Genomic DNA, 17,528 nt, shown 5'->3' with positions numbered 1-17,528 from the left:
AATGGGGGGAGATAATTTGGGAGAGTGCGGTCTGGTGCCCTCACCCCGGCCCTCTCCCACGGGGAGAGGGAGAAGACCAGGGGAGACGTGGTCAGTTACGCCAGCAGCAGCGCATTCACACGTTTAATGAACAGGTTAGGATCTTCCAGGGTGCCGCGCTCGGCCAGCAGAGACTGATCCAGCAGCAGTTCAACCCACTCGGCAAAGCGAGCTTCATCCTGGGTATCCGCCGCGCGTTTCACCAGCGGATGATCCGGATTAAGCTCAAAGATATATTTCACTTCCGGCACGGCCTGGCCCGCCGCGGCGAACAGCTTCGCCATCTGGGTGCTCATTTCGTCCGCATCGGTGGTGACAATCGCCGGAGTATCGGTCAGACGGTGCGTGAAGCGTACCTCTTTCACGCGGTCGCCCAGCAGGGTTTTGACACGCTCAACGAACGGCTCCAGCGCCTTCTCGGCTTCTTTCGCGCTTTCGTCCACTTCATCCGCCAGCTTGTCGATGGACTCGTCGGCTTTGGCAACGGACTGGAACGCCTTACCGTCGAACTCGGTCAGGTAGTTCATCATCCACTCGTCGATGCGGTCAGAAAGCAACAGCACTTCGATGCCTTTCTTACGCAGCAGCTCCAGGTGCGGGCTGCTCTTCGCTGCCGCATAGCTGTCAGCGGTGATGTAGTAGATCTTCTCCTGCCCTTCTTTCATGCGGGAGACGTACTCTTCCAGCGACACGGTCTGGGCGGAGGAGTCGGTGTGCGTAGAGGCGAAGCGCAGCAGTTTAGCGATGGTTTCAACGTTCGCCATGTCTTCCGCCGGACCTTCTTTCAGCACCAGGCCGAACTGTTTCCAGAAGGTCTGGTATTTTTCCGCGTCGTCTTTCGCCAGTTTTTCCAGCATCTGCAACGCACGTTTGGTCAGGGCGTTACGCAGATTACGGGTGACGGTGCTGTCCTGGAGGATTTCACGGGAGACGTTCAGCGGCAGATCGTTGGAGTCTATCAGGCCACGAACAAAGCGTAGGTAGTTCGGCATGAACTGCTCGGCGTCGTCCATGATGAAGACGCGCTGCACGTACAGCTTCAGGCCGTGCTTGTGATCGCGGTTCCACATGTCCCACGGTGCCTGTGCCGGGATATACAGCAGGCTGGTGTACTCCTGCTTACCTTCCACGCGGTTGTGGCTCCAGGTCAGCGGGTCTGTAAAGTCGTGGGCGATGTGCTTATAAAACTCGTTGTACTCGTCGTCTTTGATTTCCGCCTTGTTACGCGTCCACAGCGCCTGCGCCTTGTTGATTTTCTCCCAGGAAACAACGGTTTCACCGTCTTTCTCTTCCTGTTTTTCAATCTCTACCGGCAGCGCGATGTGGTCGGAATATTTGCTGATGATGGAGCGTACGCGCCAGTCGTTCAGGAAATCGTCTTCCCCTTCGCGCAGGTGGAGGGTGATTTCGGTCCCGCGATCCGCTTTGGTGATGTCATCAACGGTGTATTCGCCTTCCCCTTTGGATTCCCACAGCACGCCGTTCTCGGCGCTGTCGCCCGCCGCGCGGGTGCGCACGGTGACTTTGTCCGCCACGATGAACGCCGAGTAGAAGCCTACGCCGAACTGGCCAATCAGCTGGCTGTCTTTCGCCTGGTCAGAGCCCATGGACTCCAGGAACGCTTTGGTGCCGGATTTAGCGATGGTGCCAAGGTGGTCGATCACCTCGTCGCGGTTCATCCCGATGCCGTTATCAGCGATGGTCAGGGTGCGGTTCTCTTTGTTGAAAGAGACGCGCACGCGCAGTTCGCCGTCGCCTTCATACAGATCCGGGTTGGACAGCGCGCGGAAGCGCAGCTTGTCCGCCGCATCGGAGGCGTTGGAAATCAGCTCACGCAGGAAAATTTCTTTGTTGGAATACAGGGAATGGATCATCAGGTGCAGAAGCTGTTTTACTTCTGACTGGAAACCACGGGTTTCTTGTCCTTTCATCTAAGTCGACCTCAACAATGCCATTTAATGGGGTTGTAAAACGTTGAGTGAGAGATGGGGATAAGGGGGGAAATTTTCAAGCGGAGGCCGCGCGCGCAGCCTCCGTTTGGTCAGAAAATAATCTTGTGTCGTCCGGCCAGCGAGTGCGACAGCGTGGTGCCATCGACCATCTCCAGCTCGCCGCCGACCGGCACGCCGTGGGCGATGCGGCTGGCGTCAACGCCGTACTGCGCGCACAGCTCGGCGATATAGTTGGCGGTTGCCTCCCCTTCCACCGTCGGGTTGGTGGCGAGGATCACCTCTTTGATGGTTTCGGACTCAAGACGCTGTTCAAGGCGATCGAGACCGATATCGTCCGGGCCAATGCCGTCCAGCGGGGAGAGATGCCCCATCAGCACAAAATAGCGGCCGGAAAACTGCCCGGTTTGTTCGATGGCGTAGATGTCCGCCGGACTCTCCACCACGCAAATCTGACCGTTTTCCTGACGACGCGGGTTCGTACAGATGTTACACACGTCCTGCTCGGTAAAGGTCCGGCAATCCGCACAGTGACCAATTTCTGACATGGCGCGGGTTAAAGCCTGCGCCAGGCGCATCCCGCCGCTGCGGTCGCGCTGCAATAGCGTAAACGCCATGCGCTGCGCCGACTTCGGGCCAACGCCCGGCAGGCAGCGCAGTGCTTCCATTAACTGCGTGAGCAGCGGACTGGTTTGCATCAGAACGGCATCTTAAAGCCCGGCGGCAGCTGCATACCGCTGGAAACAGAGGCCATTTTCTCTTTCTGGGTTTCGTCGATACGGCGAGCGGCATCGTTAAACGCGGCTGCAACCAGATCTTCCAGCATCTCTTTGTCGTCTTCGAGCAGGCTCGGGTCGATTTCAACGCGACGGCAGTTGTGCGCACCGTTAATGGTCACCTTGACCAGACCGGCACCGGATTCACCCGTGACTTCCAGCTGAGCGATCTCTTCCTGCATCTTCTGCATTTTTTCCTGCATCTGCTGAGCCTGCTTCATCAGGCCACCCAGACCGCCTTTTCCACCAAACATAGGCTTCTCTCTTCTTTCACGTTTAAGGATTACAACCGTAAGTCAGACTCACGATCAAATGGGGCGAATACTCTCTTCATCCAGATCGGCGTCGAAGAACCGGCGCAGGGTCTGGATGTTGTTATCCGCAATAATTGCCTCGCGCGCCTGCGCGAGCTTCTCTTCATAAATGGCCTGGCGCCACTCGAGCGGCGTTTTCACTGCCGGATTATCATCTTCAATGATAGTCAATTCAACCGGTGAACCCTGTAAAGCAGCAAGCGCCTCGGCCAGCGCCTTTTGCGCGCCAGGGGAATTGAGATGCCGCTGGCCCGGACGCAGATGCAGACGCACCTGATTGCCGTCCTGCTCTTTCCAGGCGTTTAGCGCGACCTGCTCCACCAGCTTCGGCAGCTGGAGTTGGCTGACCTCAGCGGCCCAGGCGTCGCGCGCGATGGACTCTTCGGCGAGCTTAGCGGAAAGCTCCGGCGTTTTTTCATGCTCCAGCGCCTTTTTCAGCGCTTTCGGCGTGGCGACCACTTCCTTGACCGTTTCAACAACGGTGGTCGCCTTCCAGCGGTAAGCCTCTTCTTTCACCGGGGCTTTCTGCTCGAGCGCGGACGGTGCCGGACGCGACTGTACACGCTCCGTTACCGAGGCCAGTCGTTCAAGCGCGGCGTTGTTCACCGGCCGCGCTCTTCCTGGCGCTGCCGGTTCACTCTTTTTTGGTTTGGTTACTCCCTGCGCACGCTGCAGCTGGCTGCGTGCGGCAAGCACCGAACTGGTGGCATCCGACAGCGGTACGTTTTGCTGTGGCGGCGGCGTCGGCTGCGGTGGCACCTGCTGCGGTGACATTACCGCCGTAGGGGCGACCGGGGCAAAAGACTGCCGCGGCGCTTCCGGTTCCGGCAACGGCATGCGCGGGTGGAACGCCAGCGCGCGCAGCAGCGTCATTTCGACGCCCATCCTGGGGTCCGGCGCGAACGGTAACTCTTTGCGGCCAATCAGCAGCGTCTGGTAATACAGCTGCACGTCGGCAGGCGGCACGGTGCGGGCAAGTTCACGCATCCGCTGTTCAATAGCGGCCATATCCGCACCGATGGCCGACGGAGACAGCTGCAGCATCGCCACGCGGTGCAGCAGGCTGAGCATCTCGACCAGCAGCGCTTCCCACTCAATACCGCGGGCAGCGGCCGCGTTCACCAGCGACATCACGCGCTCGCCGTTGGCGGCAATCATCGCTTCGATGAGCGACAGCGCCTGATCGTCATCCAGCGTGCCGAGCATGGTGCTGACCGCTTCGGTCGAGAGCTTGCCGTCACCGCTGGCAATCGCCTGGTCGGTCAGGCTTAGCGCATCACGCAGGCTGCCGTCAGCCGCGCGGGCCAGCAACTGCAGGGCGCGCGGCTCGTGAACGATCTTCTCTTCATCAAGGATGTGCTCAAGCTGAGCGCGGATCTGCTCAACGTCCAGCGCCTTCAGGTGGAACTGCAGGCAGCGCGACAGGATGGTGACCGGCAACTTTTGCGGATCGGTGGTCGCCAGCAGGAATTTAACGTGCGCGGGCGGCTCTTCCAGCGTTTTCAGCAGGGCGTTAAAGCTGTGGCGCGACAGCATGTGCACTTCATCGATCAGGTAGACCTTGAAGCGGCCGCGCGCAGGGGCGTACTGGACGTTGTCGAGCAGATCGCGAGTGTCTTCCACCTTGGTACGCGAGGCGGCGTCGATCTCGATCAGATCGACAAAACGCCCCTGCTCGATCTCGCGGCAGTTGTCACACACGCCGCACGGGGTGGCGGTGATCCCGGTTTCGCAGTTCAGACCTTTCGCCAGCAGACGGGCAATAGAAGTCTTACCGACGCCGCGGGTGCCGGAAAAAAGATAGGCGTGATGGATGCGACCTAGCGACAAGCCGTTCGCCAGGGCCGTCAGCACATGTTCCTGACCGACAACGTCAGCAAAGGTTTGTGGTCGCCATTTACGGGCTAACACCTGATAACTCATGGGCAGGCTCTGCAACGCTGGAAGGTGAATTTATGGAGGGGAATGCTATCACAACCTCACCCATTGAGCGAGGTTGTGAAAACCGGGATTAATGACCCGGGAAAGGCACCAGGCTGTAGCTGGTAATGCCCTGTTTTTCCAGGCGCTGTTCACCGCCAAGATCGAACAGGTTGATGATGAAGGCCGCGTCGGTCACTTCACCACCCAGACGGCGGATCAGCTTGACGGTCGCTTCAATGGTGCCGCCGGTTGCCAGCAGATCGTCCACCACCAGCACTTTGTCGCCGGGCTTGATCGCGTCAACGTGGATTTCCAGCTGATCGGTGCCGTACTCCAGCTCGTAGCTCTCCGCGATGGTTTCACGCGGCAGTTTGCGCGGCTTACGCACCGGCACAAAACCCACGCCCATCGCCAGCGCAACCGGTGCGCCAAACAGGAAGCCGCGGGCTTCGGTACCTACTACTTTGGTGATCCCGGCGTTTTTATAACGCTCGACCAGCAGTTCAATGCTGAGCGCGTACGCTTTCGGGTCTTCCAGCAAGCTGGTGACATCACGGAAAAGAATGCCAGGCTTTGGATAGTCCTGGATGCTTTTGATGCTATTTTTCAGATATTCAAGCTGCTGTGCAGTTGCGGTCATCGGTTTGTGCCTAAATGAAACAGTGTTACTCACGGCGCGCGACGAGTCGGTCAAAGTAACAGTTGTTTAACCTTTGACCAGGCGCACCTGTGCTCGAAAACGGTCGAATTTACTGGCTGCGCGCCATAATTGCAACCGCCATGATGAGGCTTCAGTGCTTTTGTTGCTTTTCATCAACCACGGGGATCCGCCACATGAAGATCAGCAGGCAGGCCAGGATCGTCAGCAGCAGAATACGCACCCACATCATGTTCACCAGCCATAACGAAACGGCGAAGGTGATCAGGATAAAGGCAATGGCGCGCGGCTTGGCCCCGGGCGGCATGGCCCGGTGTTTTTGCCAGTACCGCAGGTAGCCGCCAAACCACGAGCGGTACAGGAGCCAGTGGTGAAAACGCGGCGACGAGCGGGCGAAGCACCAGGCGGCCAGCAGGATAAACGGCGTGGTCGGCAGCAAGGGCAAAACCACACCCAGCGTACCCAGCACTACCGCGAGCCAGCCAATGATGATTAAAATAGTACGCTGCATAATGCGAATCGTTATCAAACTGAACGGCTACTTTACCACTGGAGAGCGCATTGAAAACAGCACTGCTTCTTGAGAAGCTGCAAAATCAGCTGATCGCTCTGCGGGCGCAGGCCACGCCGCTGATGGGACACGCCACGCTGAAACCGCGCTTTGACCGGCAGCTTTTCCGCACCCGCAGCACCGTCATTCAGGATTACCTTGCTGAGATGCAGACCAACCTCGATGAGCTTCGCCACGCGGTTGAGAGTGAACAGCAGGAACAGGTGGTGTGGCTTGCGGAGCATCTTACCGAGCAGATCACCGCCCTGCACCGCGAAATCGCCGCCTGGCCGCTACGGGCGTGGGACAGCGCCTCGCCTGGGCTGGGAAAATGGCAGCGCAAGCGGCTGGAGAACCAGGAGTTTGAGCGGCGTCTGTTTGAGATGAAGCGCGAGCGCGAAGCCCGCCTGAACAATAGCGAAACGCTGGAAGAGCAGCAGCTATTGATGCGCGAGATTAGCGCGCTGGAAGGCCGCATCGTCCGCTGCCGTCAGGCGCTGGATGAGATTGAACGCGTGATTGAACGCCTGACCCGTTAACTGGAGCCACATCTATGTCACTGGAAAATGCACCCGACGAGGTCAAGCTGGCCGTCGATTTGATTATGTTGCTGGAGAATCATGAGATCCCGGCCGAGACGGTGCTTAAAGCGCTGGAGATTGTGCGGCGGGATTTTGAGGGGAAACTTCCCCCTCACCCTAACCCTCTCCCTGTGGGAGAGGGAAAATAGATTAAGCCGGAGTCGGGTCGTCGCCCTTAATGTCGCGCTTCACTTCCGTATGCTCATCACCTTTCTCATTATGCAGGTGAACCTCAAGCTGGTTGAAGGCGATGTTAATGTTGTTTTCACGGCACAGGCGGTCGATCGCGCGGTTCAGTTCATCAACGGTGTAGCTGCGATCGCGAAGTTCACGCACGTATAAACGCAGCTCGTGATCCAGCGTGCTTGGCCCGAAGGTGGTGAAGAAGACGTCTGGCGCAGGATCGTGCATGACTTTTGGATGCGATTTAGCGGCTTTAAGCAATACCTCTTTCACTTTATCCAGATCGGAACCGTAGGCCACGCCGAGGCGAATCACCACGCGCGTGGTGGTATCCGAGAGCGACCAGTTGATCAGACGCTCGGTCACGAACGCTTTGTTCGGGATGATCACCTCTTTACGATCGAAGTCAGTGATGGTGGTCGCACGAATTCGGATCTTGCTGACGGTCCCGGAGAACGTACCGATGGTGACGGTATCGCCGATACGCACCGGACGTTCGAAGAGGATAATCAGGCCGGAGACAAAGTTACCGAAGATCTCCTGCAGGCCAAAACCAAGACCAACCGAGAGGGCCGCCGCCAGCCACTGCAGTTTATCCCACGAGACGCCCAGCGAGCCGAATACCGTCATCGCCCCGACGATAATGATGACGTAATTCAGGATGGTGGTGATGGCGTAAGACGCCCCCTGGCGCAGGTTCAGCCTTGAGAGCACCAGCACTTCCAGCAGACCCGGCAGGTTACGAATCAGCGCCCAGGCCACCACCGACGACACCAGCGCAAACAGCAGGCTGCCCATGGTGACGCTTTTCATCACCGCCGCGCCGGCTTCGGTACCGTTGTACTGCCAGAGGGTAATACTGTCGAGATAGGCGAAGACGGTAATTAAATCAGACCAGATCGCCCAGAACATCACCGCAAACAGCGCGATCATCACCAGCATGGTGATACGCAGCGTCTGCTGGTTAACCTGCTCCAGCGCGATGGTCGGCTCTTCCTGCGGCTCCGCGCCTTCAGCCCCCTCTTTCACCTGATGCTGACGACGCGCAATGGCACGACGGTAAGCAATGCGGCGGGCCGCGACGCTTAAGCCGCGCAGCACGGTCTGATAGAGCAGGTTCCAGACGATCACCAGATAGACCGTCTCGATCCAGCGCCCGGACAGGCGCAGCGTGGTGTAGAAGTAGCCCGTTGCCGTAAGCACCATCAGCGCCAGCGGAATGATCGCCAGCACCGTCACGGTGGCCAGACGGATATTGTGGGACTCTTTATCACGCCAGCTGTCGCGGCACATCGGCCACATCAGGATCGCAATCAGCAGCAGGTTGAGCAGAATGACCAGTTGACCCAGCACATCATCCATCAGATGCAGCGGGGAAAGCTCGGAGACTACCGACCAGAAGTGCAGCGGCAGGAGCGCCAGGCTGACGCGCACAATCTGGCGCCGCCAGTGGCTGGTCAGCTGCGCAGGCATGTTGAAGTGACGCACCGCCACGCCGTCTTTTTCGAGCACCTTCCAGCACACGCCAAATACCAGCCAGAACAGCGCCAGTTTTTTACTGAACGCCCAGAGCAGATCGCTGACGTTAAGCTGCATCGTGAGCAGGATCAGGCCCACGGCCAGAATAATCAGGCACACCGGCAGCGCGCGAATGAGATCGATCAGAATCGCTTTTGGCGTATGGAGCTGGCTGTCGTTACGCAGTTGCCCCACTTCCGAGGCCAGCTTCGCCTGGTACTGTTTCAGCCATTTCAAACGCCAGCGGATCAGACCGGCAATCAGCAGCAGCGGTAAGCCCGCCAGGAAAGCAATCATTACCGCAGGCCAGGCTTTCTCCCAGTTCACGGTGATTTTCATGCTCTTAATCTGCGTTTTCAGCGTCTCCGGGAAGGACTTAATCCAGTCCCAGTCCATCGGCTTGTTGCTGTTCACCCAGAAAATCTGCTGCGTCAAAATCTCCTGCAGGCTTTTTGACACGCTGACCAGCTGCTGCTGGTTGATCTGCAGGTTAATTGCCATCATCAACTGGTTGCCCAGCTGTTTATTGAGCTGGTCCAGCAGTTCACGGCGCATATCCACCACCTGGAGCAGCGCGTCATGCACTTCCGGGTTTACGTCACTGGAGTGCCCCTCTTCAATTTTGGCGACGAAAGCATCACTCTGGAAAAGGGCATCGCGCTGCTGGTTGACGTCAAACTGCTCCAGACGTAAATCCGCAATGCGGTTGGTCATGTCCTCCAGCTCGTCGGCAGACGGCAGCGTCTGCTGCTGCTGGTAGAGAATACGCGACAGCAGGAGGCTGCCCTTCAAGACCGCGATCTGCTCTTTGATGTTGCGTTCCGCCTGCAGCGCGCGATCCAGCCAGTTCTTCACTTTGATATTTTGCTGAACCAGCGAGTTGCCGCTTTCCGTCGCCAGTATCAGGCGCTGGCTGAGTTGGTGGTTAGCCTCAAGCTCCTGTTTCACCAGCGGGTTGGCCTGAATGCGGGCAGTTTCGTCCGGCGAGACGGCTTCCTGAGCGGTTTTTTCCGTCAGGGTCAGGCGTTTGCTGTTTACCGCCTCCTGCAACAGCTGAAGCTGATGCTCCAGACGATTAATATTCGCCGTCACGTAATCACGCTGTTTCTGGAGCGTGTCCTGCAGCACCGTATTCCCTTCCAGGCTTTTACGCTGCTGTTCGATTTGCGCATTGAGCAGCGACTGCTGAACCAGCAGCAGGGTTTGCTGGGTCGGGCGCAGCGTGCCCTCCCCTACCGTCGTGCCGTTCAGGCGGTTGCGGATCTGCTGCAGCTGCTGAGACGCGGCGTACATCGCGTTTTGCACGCGCTCGGGCTGGGTTTGCAGGGAGACGAGCTGACTGTTGTAGGTCGCGAGGTCAGACTGTGCGGTTTGCAGATCGTCGAGCAATTGCGCGACGCGCGATTCCAGCTGGCGTAAGGAGAGCGTGGAGAGCGTTTTGCGCGTTTCATCGTCGTTATCGACGTCGCTTAGCGCGCTTAGCGCTTCCGTGGCCTTACGCATGTTCTCCGGCGCCTGCGCCACCTTCTGACGAAGCTGGGTGGTTTCAGCCTTAACGCGTTCAATTTTATCCAGCGTTTCCAGCGTTTCCGTCAGATCCTGCTGCGTCAGTTTTTCCTGAGGAGAGAGTTCTTTTTGTTTATTCAGCGTGTCGAGCTGCGACTGAACATCAGCGCGCGTGGGGATATCGTTACTGTTGTCGGCGCGGGCCCAGGTCAGCGGCGCCGTGGCGAAGAAAAACAGCATAGCAAAGAGCAATGCAAATACAGGATGTTGCGAGCGATTGATGGGCAGCATAGTTGTGAATGATGTCAGCAGATGACCGAAAATAGTCCGGCGTGAAGAATATCACGCTCGTCAGAAGCAGAATAGCGAGAACGTAAGCCTCTGAGATAAATCCTGGAAGGACTCAGGCCGTGAGCGAAAGCGCGTCGCTGCGCAGCGTCGGGCAGAGCTGTAGCATTTCCAGTAAAACCGCCACGTAGCTGCGGGCTTCCTCTTTGAGGTCAAAGGATTGCGGCGCAAAAAGCCAGTTTTCCATCAGACCTGAAATGTAGCTGCGCATCAGGATGGCCGCCCGGCGGGTGAGTAAATTGGCCGGTAACAGCTTTGCCTGCATACACAGGTTCAGGTTCTGTTCGATACGATCGTAGCTCTCCAGGCTGAGGCTGCGCTGCGCTTGTTGCACCACCGCCATCTCGCCCACGAACTCACATTTATGAAAGATAATTTCCATCATTAATCTGCGACGCTCTTCAACTACCGTTGCTTCAAGGATATATACTAATATTTCTCTTAATACTGAGAGTGGATCGTCAGGGAATTTTGCCCGATACTCACTCTCGAGATCGCTAATGCTGGACTCTGAAAGCTCCCAGATTTCACTGAACAGATCTGACTTGTCTTTAAAATGCCAGTAAATCGCTCCCCGCGTCACACCGGCAGCCTGAGCAATTTGCGCCAGCGAGGTAGAAGAAACACCCTGCTGAGAGAACAAACGTATTGCCACATCCAGAATGTGTTGTCGGGTTTCCAGCGCTTGTTGTTTAGTTTTTCGTGCCATAGGTGGGTGAATTTACAGGAGTCAGATTTACATACATTTGTGAATGTATGTACCATAGCATGACGATAATATAAACGCAGCAATGGGTTTTTAGACTCAGGACCCTTGATCAATTTGAAATCGGACACTCGAGGTTTACATATGAACAAAAACAGAGGGTTAACGCCTCTGGCGGTCGTTCTGATGCTCTCAGGCAGCTTAGCGCTTACAGGATGTGACGACAAACCGGCTCAACAAGGAGCTCAGCAGGCGCCAGAAGTCGGCGTTGTGACACTCAAATCTGAACCTCTGCAGATCACCACAGAATTACCAGGCCGTACAAACGCTTACCGCATTGCGGAAGTGCGTCCTCAGGTTAGCGGCATTATCCTGAAACGTAACTTTACCGAAGGCGGCGATGTGAAGGCCGGTGAGTCTCTGTATCAGATTGATCCCGCAACCTATCAGGCTTCTTATGAAAGCGCGAAAGGTGACCTGGCTAAAGCACAAGCGGCGGCAAAAATCGCTCAGCTGACGCTGAACCGCTATCAGAAACTGCTCGGCACGAAGTACATCAGCCAACAGGATTACGATACCGCGCTGGCAGATGCCCAGCAGGCTAACGCGGCCGTGGTAGCAGCCAAAGCGGCTGTCGAAACTGCACGCATTAACCTGGCCTATACCAAAGTGACCTCCCCTATCAGCGGTCGTATTGGTAAATCTGCCGTGACGGAAGGGGCGCTGGTGCAGAACGGGCAGACCACTGCGCTGGCTACCGTGCAGCAGCTTGATCCGATCTACGTTGACGTGACGCAGTCCAGCAACGATTTCCTGCGCCTGAAACAGGAGCTGGCTAACGGCACCCTGAAACAGGAAAACGGCAAAGCCAAAGTGGAGCTGGTTACCAACGACGGTATCAAGTTCCCGCAGGAAGGTACTCTGGAATTCTCTGATGTGACGGTCGACCAGACCACCGGTTCCATCACCTTACGTGCGATTTTCCCGAACCCTGACAAAAATCTGCTGCCAGGTATGTTCGTTCGCGCGCGTCTGGAAGAAGGAACGAATCCAACCGCACTTCTTGTTCCACAGCAGGGTGTGACCCGTACGCCACGCGGCGATGCGAGCGCACTGGTTGTTGGGGCAGATAACAAAGTCGAAACGCGCAATATCACCGCCACGCAGGCGATTGGCGATAAATGGCTGGTGACGGAAGGTCTGAAAGATGGCGATCGCGTGATTGTTACTGGTTTGCAAAAAGTACGTCCTGGCGCGCAGGTAAAAGCACAGGAAGTGACATCTGACGATAAACAACAAGCTTCGGCCGCTGGCCAGTCAGAACAAACCAAGTCTTAACTTAAACAGGAGCCGTTAAGACATGCCTAATTTCTTTATCGATCGCCCCATATTTGCGTGGGTGATCGCCATTATCATCATGCTGGCCGGGGGACTTGCGATCCTGAAGCTGCCTGTCGCGCAATATCCAACGATTGCGCCACCGGCGGTAACGATCTCCGCAACCTACCCGGGGGCTGATGCGAAAACGGTGCAAGATACCGTGACTCAGGTTATCGAACAGAACATGAACGGTATCGATAACCTGATGTACATGTCCTCAAACAGTGACTCCACCGGTACGGTTCAGATCACCCTGACCTTTGAATCCGGTACGGATGCGGACATTGCGCAGGTTCAGGTGCAGAACAAACTGCAGCTGGCAATGCCTCTTCTGCCGCAGGAAGTGCAACAGCAGGGTGTGAGCGTCGAGAAATCGTCCAGCAGCTTCCTGATGGTTGTCGGCGTTATTAACACCAACGGCACCATGACGCAGGAGGATATTTCCGACTACGTGGGCGCCAACATGAAGGACGCCATCAGCCGTACGTCCGGTGTGGGTGACGTTCAGCTGTTCGGTTCCCAGTACGCGATGCGTATCTGGATGGATCCGAACAAACTGAACAACTTCCAGCTGACGCCGGTTGACGTGATTAACGCGATTAAAGCGCAGAACGCCCAGGTGGCAGCCGGTCAGTTAGGCGGTACGCCGCCGGTGAAAGGCCAGCAGCTTAACGCGTCCATTATCGCGCAAACCCGTCTGACCTCCGCCGATGAGTTCAGCAAAATTCTGCTGAAGGTGAACCAGGACGGTTCGCAGGTTCGTCTGCGCGACGTGGCCAGGGTTGAGCTGGGTGGTGAGAACTACGACATCATCGCGAAGTTTAACGGTAAACCGGCGTCCGGTCTGGGTATCAAACTGGCGACAGGCGCGAACGCCCTGGACACCGCGACGGCGATCCGTGCGGAACTGAAGAAGATGGAACCGTTCTTCCCGTCAGGCCTGAAAATCGTTTATCCGTATGACACTACGCCGTTCGTTAAAATTTCGATTCACGAAGTGGTTAAAACGCTGGTAGAAGCGATCATCCTGGTGTTCCTGGTGATGTATCTGTTCCTGCAAAACTTCCGCGCGACGCTGATCCCAACCATCGCCGTGCCGGTCGTTCTGCTGGGGACCTTTGCCATCCTTGCAGCCTTTGGGTTCTCGATAAACACCCTGACGATGTTCGGGATGGTGCTCGCCATCGGCCTGCTGGTGGATGACGCCATCGTGGTGGTAGAGAACGTCGAGCGCGTGATGGCGGAAGAAGGTTTGCCGCCGAAGGAAGCCACCCGTAAATCTATGGGCCAGATCCAGGGCGCGCTGGTCGGTATTGCGATGGTGCTGTCCGCGGTATTTATCCCGATGGCCTTCTTCGGGGGCTCTACGGGTGCGATTTACCGCCAGTTCTCCATTACCATCGTCTCCGCGATGGCGCTGTCGGTACTGGTAGCGTTAATCCTGACGCCAGCGCTGTGTGCCACCATGCTGAAGCCGGTTCAGAAAGGCGGTCACGGCGAGCATAAAGGGTTCTTCGGCTGGTTTAACCGCATGTTTGATAAGAGCGCGCACCACTACACCGACAGCGTGGGCAATATCCTGCGCAGCACCGGTCGTTATCTGCTGCTCTATATCATTATCGTAGTGGGGATGGCGTTCCTGTTCGTTCGTCTGCCAAGCTCGTTCCTGCCAGATGAAGACCAGGGCGTGTTCCTGACGATGGCACAGCTTCCGGCAGGGGCGTCGCAAGAGCGTACCCAGAAGGTGCTGGACGAAGTGACGGACTACTATCTCACCAAAGAGAAAGCGAACGTTGAATCCGTGTTTGCGGTTAACGGCTTTGGCTTTGCGGGTCGTGGTCAGAACACCGGTATCGCCTTCGTTTCTCTGAAAGACTGGGCGGATCGTCCGGGCGATGAGAATAAAGTTGAAGCGATCACGGGCCGTGCCATGGGCACCTTCTCGCAGATTAAAGATGCGATGGTCTTCGCCTTTAACCTGCCAGCGATTGTTGAACTGGGTACGGCGACCGGCTTCGACTTCCAGCTGATCGACCAGGGCGGTCTGGGTCACGAGAAACTGACGCAGGCGCGTAACCAGCTGTTCGGCGAAGTGGCTAAACACCCTGACCTGCTGGTCGGCGTACGTCCAAACGGACTGGAAGATACGCCGCAGTATAAGATCAACATCGATCAGGAAAAAGCGCAGGCGCTGGGCGTGTCCATCAGCGACATCAATACCACGCTGGGCGCGGCCTGGGGCGGTAGCTACGTCAACGACTTCATCGACCGTGGTCGTGTGAAGAAAGTGTACGTCATGTCCGAAGCGCAGTACCGTATGTTGCCGAACGATATTAACAACTGGTACGTTCGCGGCAGCAACGGTCAGATGGTGCCGTTCTCATCCTTCTCAACGTCACACTGGGAATACGGCTCTCCGCGTCTGGAACGTTACAACGGTCTGCCGTCGATGGAAATCCTGGGTCAGGCCGCACCGGGCCGAAGCACCGGTGAAGCCATGAACCTGATGGAAGAGCTGGCCAGCAAACTGCCTGCGGGTATCGGCTATGACTGGACCGGTATGTCCTATCAGGAACGTCTGTCCGGAAACCAGGCCCCTGCCCTGTACGCCATTTCACTGATTGTGGTCTTCCTGTGTCTGGCGGCGCTGTACGAGAGCTGGTCAATTCCGTTCTCCGTTATGCTGGTGGTTCCACTCGGGGTTATTGGTGCGCTGCTTGCGGCAACGTTCCGTGGATTGACCAACGACGTGTACTTCCAGGTAGGCCTGCTGACAACCATTGGCTTGTCGGCGAAGAACGCGATACTTATCGTTGAATTCGCCAAAGATCTGATGGAGAAAGAGGGTAAAGGCCTTATTGAGGCGACGCTGGAAGCGGTGCGTATGCGTCTGCGTCCAATCCTGATGACCTCTCTGGCGTTCATCCTCGGCGTAATGCCGCTGGTTATTAGCTCCGGTGCAGGCTCCGGTGCGCAGAACGCGGTCGGTACAGGTGTAATGGGCGGTATGATCACCGCGACCGTACTGGCTATCTTCTTCGTCCCGGTGTTCTTCGTGGTGGTGCGCCGCCGCTTCAGCCGGAAGAATGAAGATGTTGAGCACAGTCATTCGGTAGAACCTCACTGATACCGGTTTCATATAATAAAAAGGCCGCATTTGCGGCCTTTTTCATTTTCAGAAAAAATCATAAAATAAGCTTATTGAGGTCCTATTTATTTTCTGTCATCTTAAACAGACATATCATATTTAACTGATAACTTAATAGGTGAACTCAGGATTTTTTTAAATCTATTTCCCTGCTTAAGTTGTTAGGAATATTCCTAATTAAAAGTTAAGACAAACGGAACTCCGGATGTGAACTTTTCTTATGGCTGTAAGCTAAGCCAATGAAATGCAAGGAAGCGAAAAAACTATCGTTAATCCTGATAAAAAAGTTCAGTTTCGGATGAACATTTGCGTAGACGCTCGCAGCCTGCGGTTTTATTTGTAATTTTTCGTAATAGCGCGGTGAAATCCAGGAAGGAGTGGCTTATAGTTAGGTTATCAGGAACACAGCGCTCATGTAGCTAAGTCAGATGTATCCATCCCGACAATGATGTTCGGTGAGTAAGAAATCACTCAGAAGGGGATGCGCTATGGACGAGTACTCGCCAAAAAGGCATGATATCGCGCAGTTGAAATTTCTCTGCGAATCCTTGTACCATGACTGCCTTGCCAATCTTGATGAAAGCAACCATGGCTGGGTAAATGACCCAACGTCTGCCATCAATTTACAGTTGAATGAGCTGATAGAGCATATCGCTACCTTCGCACTTAATTATAAAATTAAGTACAATGAAGATAATAAGCTCATTGAGCAAATTGATGAATACCTGGACGACACCTTTATGTTGTTCAGCAGTTACGGCATTAACACTCAGGATTTGCAAAAATGGCGTAAATCGGGAAACCGGCTATTCCGCTGTTTCGTTAACGTGAGCAGAGCTAACCCGGTTAGTCTTTCCTGTTAAAATTATTACAATTACTAAGGTGAATTTATGTCTGATAAACCACTCACAAAAATCGATTATTTGATGCGCTTACGACGTTGTCAGTCAATTGACACCCTTGAACGCGTCATTGAAAAGAATAAATACGAGCTTTCTGATAATGAACTGGCGGTATTTTATTCAGCCGCTGACCATCGCCTTGCAGAGCTAACGATGAATAAGCTGTATGACAAAATCCCTACTTCTGTATGGAAATTTGTCCGTTAATCTTTGAAGTGTGTCTGTAGAGGTTCTACGCCACGTTATAAGCTGTATTCACCTGTCCCGTTATGCTCCCTGCGCGAAAGCCAGGTCTCCGTGTTAAACGCGCTCATCAGCAACAATGTTGTGACTGTGGTCACATCGGCCTTCCGGGAACGTTCCCCTTAACGCCTGTTGCGATTACCCTTCAGGAATAACATCCAGAGAGGTTTCCGATGAGCATAGAAAAACAGAAGATGATTTCAGGTGAACATTACCGCCCTGGTGATGAGACGTTACGCGCCGACCGGCTTCGGGCGCGCCATCTGCTTCACCGCTATAACCACACCGCGCCTGACGAAAAAACAGAACGCCAGAACATTCTGGCGGAACTGCTGGGACAAAGCGAAGGGGCGTATATTGAGCCGAGCTTCCGCTGTGACTATGGATATAACATTTATCTGGGCAAAGACTTTTACGCCAACTTCGATTGCGTAATGCTGGATGTCTGCCCTGTACATATTGGCGACAACTGCATGCTCGCGCCGGGCGTTCATATTTATACGGCCACCCATCCGCTGGATGCGCAAGAACGTAACAGCGGAGTGGAGTTTGGTAAGCCCGTCACCATTGGCAATAATGTCTGGATTGGTGGACGTGCGGTCATTAACCCAGGCGTCACCATCGGGGATAATGTGGTTGTGGCTTCCGGTGCCGTCGTGACGAAAGACGTGCCGGCTAACGTCGTCGTGGGCGGCAACCCGGCGAAAATCATCAAAACGCTGTAACGATCCGGGGAGCCAACTGTTATGGTCTTTTAGCGCCCGACTGTTACTTTTTTCAGCCGGATGGCTCCCCTAAAATTGG

The 17,528-nt window shown here is 55.6% G+C and carries 15 protein-coding genes and 1 other annotated feature; of the genes, 7 read left to right on the top strand and 8 right to left on the bottom strand.

All coding sequences use genetic code 11. The features are described from left to right. Positions 1 to 95: 95 nt before the first annotated feature. The 6 genes from htpG to OKF39_RS06290 form a co-directional block, all read right to left on the bottom strand. Positions 96 to 1,970: a molecular chaperone HtpG gene (gene htpG / locus OKF39_RS06315; protein WP_045259919.1), complete on the bottom strand. Its 1,875-nt coding sequence runs from the start codon at positions 1,968 to 1,970 to the stop codon at positions 96 to 98. 110 nt (positions 1,971 to 2,080) lie between these two features. Further along, positions 2,081 to 2,686, bottom strand: a complete 606-nt coding sequence (recR, locus tag OKF39_RS06310) for a recombination mediator RecR (protein ID WP_006809843.1) — start codon at positions 2,684 to 2,686, stop codon at positions 2,081 to 2,083. Then, on the bottom strand, positions 2,686 to 3,018 hold the full coding sequence (locus tag OKF39_RS06305; RefSeq protein WP_003858972.1) for a YbaB/EbfC family nucleoid-associated protein: 333 nt from the start codon (positions 3,016 to 3,018) through the stop codon (positions 2,686 to 2,688). Before OKF39_RS06305 ends, recR begins: the two co-directional genes overlap by 1 nt. Before the next feature lie 54 nt (positions 3,019 to 3,072). After that, positions 3,073 to 5,001, bottom strand: coding sequence for a DNA polymerase III subunit gamma/tau (dnaX, locus tag OKF39_RS06300; protein ID WP_047367624.1), 1,929 nt, complete (start codon positions 4,999 to 5,001; stop codon positions 3,073 to 3,075). Then, positions 3,679 to 3,743: a sequence feature (DnaX frameshifting element), on the bottom strand. (Overlaps the previous gene by 65 nt.) Before the next feature lie 88 nt (positions 5,002 to 5,089). Further along, entirely contained in the window at positions 5,090 to 5,641 is a 552-nt protein-coding gene (gene apt, locus OKF39_RS06295) for an adenine phosphoribosyltransferase (protein WP_000127359.1), read from the bottom strand. A 151-nt stretch (positions 5,642 to 5,792) separates the two neighbouring features. Next, a complete protein-coding gene (locus OKF39_RS06290) occupies positions 5,793 to 6,170 on the bottom strand; it encodes a DUF454 family protein (protein ID WP_192979451.1) in 378 nt (125 codons plus the stop codon). A 50-nt stretch (positions 6,171 to 6,220) separates the two neighbouring features. Here OKF39_RS06290 and priC point away from each other — a divergent pair, with 50 nt between their 5' ends. Together priC and rsmS are read left to right on the top strand one after the other, a co-directional pair. After that, positions 6,221 to 6,748, top strand: a complete 528-nt coding sequence (gene priC, locus OKF39_RS06285) for a primosomal replication protein N'' (RefSeq protein ID WP_047367622.1) — start codon at positions 6,221 to 6,223, stop codon at positions 6,746 to 6,748. 14 nt (positions 6,749 to 6,762) lie between these two features. Next, on the top strand, positions 6,763 to 6,939 hold the full coding sequence (gene rsmS / locus OKF39_RS06280; RefSeq protein ID WP_045631461.1) for a pleiotropic regulatory protein RsmS: 177 nt from the start codon (positions 6,763 to 6,765) through the stop codon (positions 6,937 to 6,939). A gap of 1 nt (position 6,940) precedes the next feature. Here the strand turns inward: rsmS and mscK are convergent, their stop codons facing one another. Both mscK and acrR read right to left on the bottom strand, forming a co-directional pair. Next, positions 6,941 to 10,288: a mechanosensitive channel MscK gene (mscK, locus tag OKF39_RS06275; protein ID WP_479983587.1), complete on the bottom strand. Its 3,348-nt coding sequence runs from the start codon at positions 10,286 to 10,288 to the stop codon at positions 6,941 to 6,943. Positions 10,289 to 10,400: 112 nt separating this feature from the next. Next, positions 10,401 to 11,054, bottom strand: coding sequence for a multidrug efflux transporter transcriptional repressor AcrR (acrR, locus tag OKF39_RS06270; protein WP_063942740.1), 654 nt, complete (start codon positions 11,052 to 11,054; stop codon positions 10,401 to 10,403). A 141-nt stretch (positions 11,055 to 11,195) separates the two neighbouring features. Between acrR and acrA the strand changes: the two genes are divergently transcribed. The 5 genes from acrA to maa all read left to right on the top strand — a co-directional run bounded on the left by acrA (position 11,196) and on the right by maa (position 17,449). Beyond that, positions 11,196 to 12,389, top strand: a complete 1,194-nt coding sequence (acrA, locus tag OKF39_RS06265; protein ID WP_028012190.1) for a multidrug efflux RND transporter periplasmic adaptor subunit AcrA — start codon at positions 11,196 to 11,198, stop codon at positions 12,387 to 12,389. Between the two features lie 22 nt (positions 12,390 to 12,411). Continuing rightward, a complete protein-coding gene (gene acrB, locus OKF39_RS06260; protein WP_047367620.1) occupies positions 12,412 to 15,558 on the top strand; it encodes a multidrug efflux RND transporter permease subunit AcrB in 3,147 nt (1,048 codons plus the stop codon). Positions 15,559 to 16,067: 509 nt separating this feature from the next. Then, a complete protein-coding gene (tomB, locus tag OKF39_RS06255; RefSeq protein ID WP_028012188.1) occupies positions 16,068 to 16,442 on the top strand; it encodes an Hha toxicity modulator TomB in 375 nt (124 codons plus the stop codon). Between the two features lie 27 nt (positions 16,443 to 16,469). Further along, positions 16,470 to 16,688: an HHA domain-containing protein gene (locus tag OKF39_RS06250; RefSeq protein ID WP_008499287.1), complete on the top strand. Its 219-nt coding sequence runs from the start codon at positions 16,470 to 16,472 to the stop codon at positions 16,686 to 16,688. Between the two features lie 209 nt (positions 16,689 to 16,897). Further along, positions 16,898 to 17,449, top strand: a complete 552-nt coding sequence (gene maa, locus OKF39_RS06245; protein ID WP_028012187.1) for a maltose O-acetyltransferase — start codon at positions 16,898 to 16,900, stop codon at positions 17,447 to 17,449. Positions 17,450 to 17,528 lie beyond the last annotated feature (79 nt).

Source organism: Enterobacter cloacae complex sp. HYC042_NIDB, from assembly GCF_056673315.1.
Note: the sequence above shows the minus strand (reverse complement) of the source record. Positions and strands in the feature narration are given on the sequence as shown.

Coding starts and splice junctions, on each gene's coding strand:
- acrB (WP_047367620.1), top strand. CDS start 12,412: ATGCCTAATTTCTTTATCGATCGCCCCATATTTGCGTGGGTGATCGCC.
- tomB (WP_028012188.1), top strand. CDS start 16,068: ATGGACGAGTACTCGCCAAAAAGGCATGATATCGCGCAGTTGAAATTT.
- OKF39_RS06290 (WP_192979451.1), bottom strand. CDS start 6,170: ATGCAGCGTACTATTTTAATCATCATTGGCTGGCTCGCGGTAGTGCTG.
- recR (WP_006809843.1), bottom strand. CDS start 2,686: ATGCAAACCAGTCCGCTGCTCACGCAGTTAATGGAAGCACTGCGCTGC.
- mscK (WP_479983587.1), bottom strand. CDS start 10,288: ATGCTGCCCATCAATCGCTCGCAACATCCTGTATTTGCATTGCTCTTT.
- acrR (WP_063942740.1), bottom strand. CDS start 11,054: ATGGCACGAAAAACTAAACAACAAGCGCTGGAAACCCGACAACACATT.
- OKF39_RS06250 (WP_008499287.1), top strand. CDS start 16,470: ATGTCTGATAAACCACTCACAAAAATCGATTATTTGATGCGCTTACGA.
- apt (WP_000127359.1), bottom strand. CDS start 5,641: ATGACCGCAACTGCACAGCAGCTTGAATATCTGAAAAATAGCATCAAA.
- maa (WP_028012187.1), top strand. CDS start 16,898: ATGAGCATAGAAAAACAGAAGATGATTTCAGGTGAACATTACCGCCCT.
- acrA (WP_028012190.1), top strand. CDS start 11,196: ATGAACAAAAACAGAGGGTTAACGCCTCTGGCGGTCGTTCTGATGCTC.
- rsmS (WP_045631461.1), top strand. CDS start 6,763: ATGTCACTGGAAAATGCACCCGACGAGGTCAAGCTGGCCGTCGATTTG.
- htpG (WP_045259919.1), bottom strand. CDS start 1,970: ATGAAAGGACAAGAAACCCGTGGTTTCCAGTCAGAAGTAAAACAGCTT.
- dnaX (WP_047367624.1), bottom strand. CDS start 5,001: ATGAGTTATCAGGTGTTAGCCCGTAAATGGCGACCACAAACCTTTGCT.
- OKF39_RS06305 (WP_003858972.1), bottom strand. CDS start 3,018: ATGTTTGGTGGAAAAGGCGGTCTGGGTGGCCTGATGAAGCAGGCTCAG.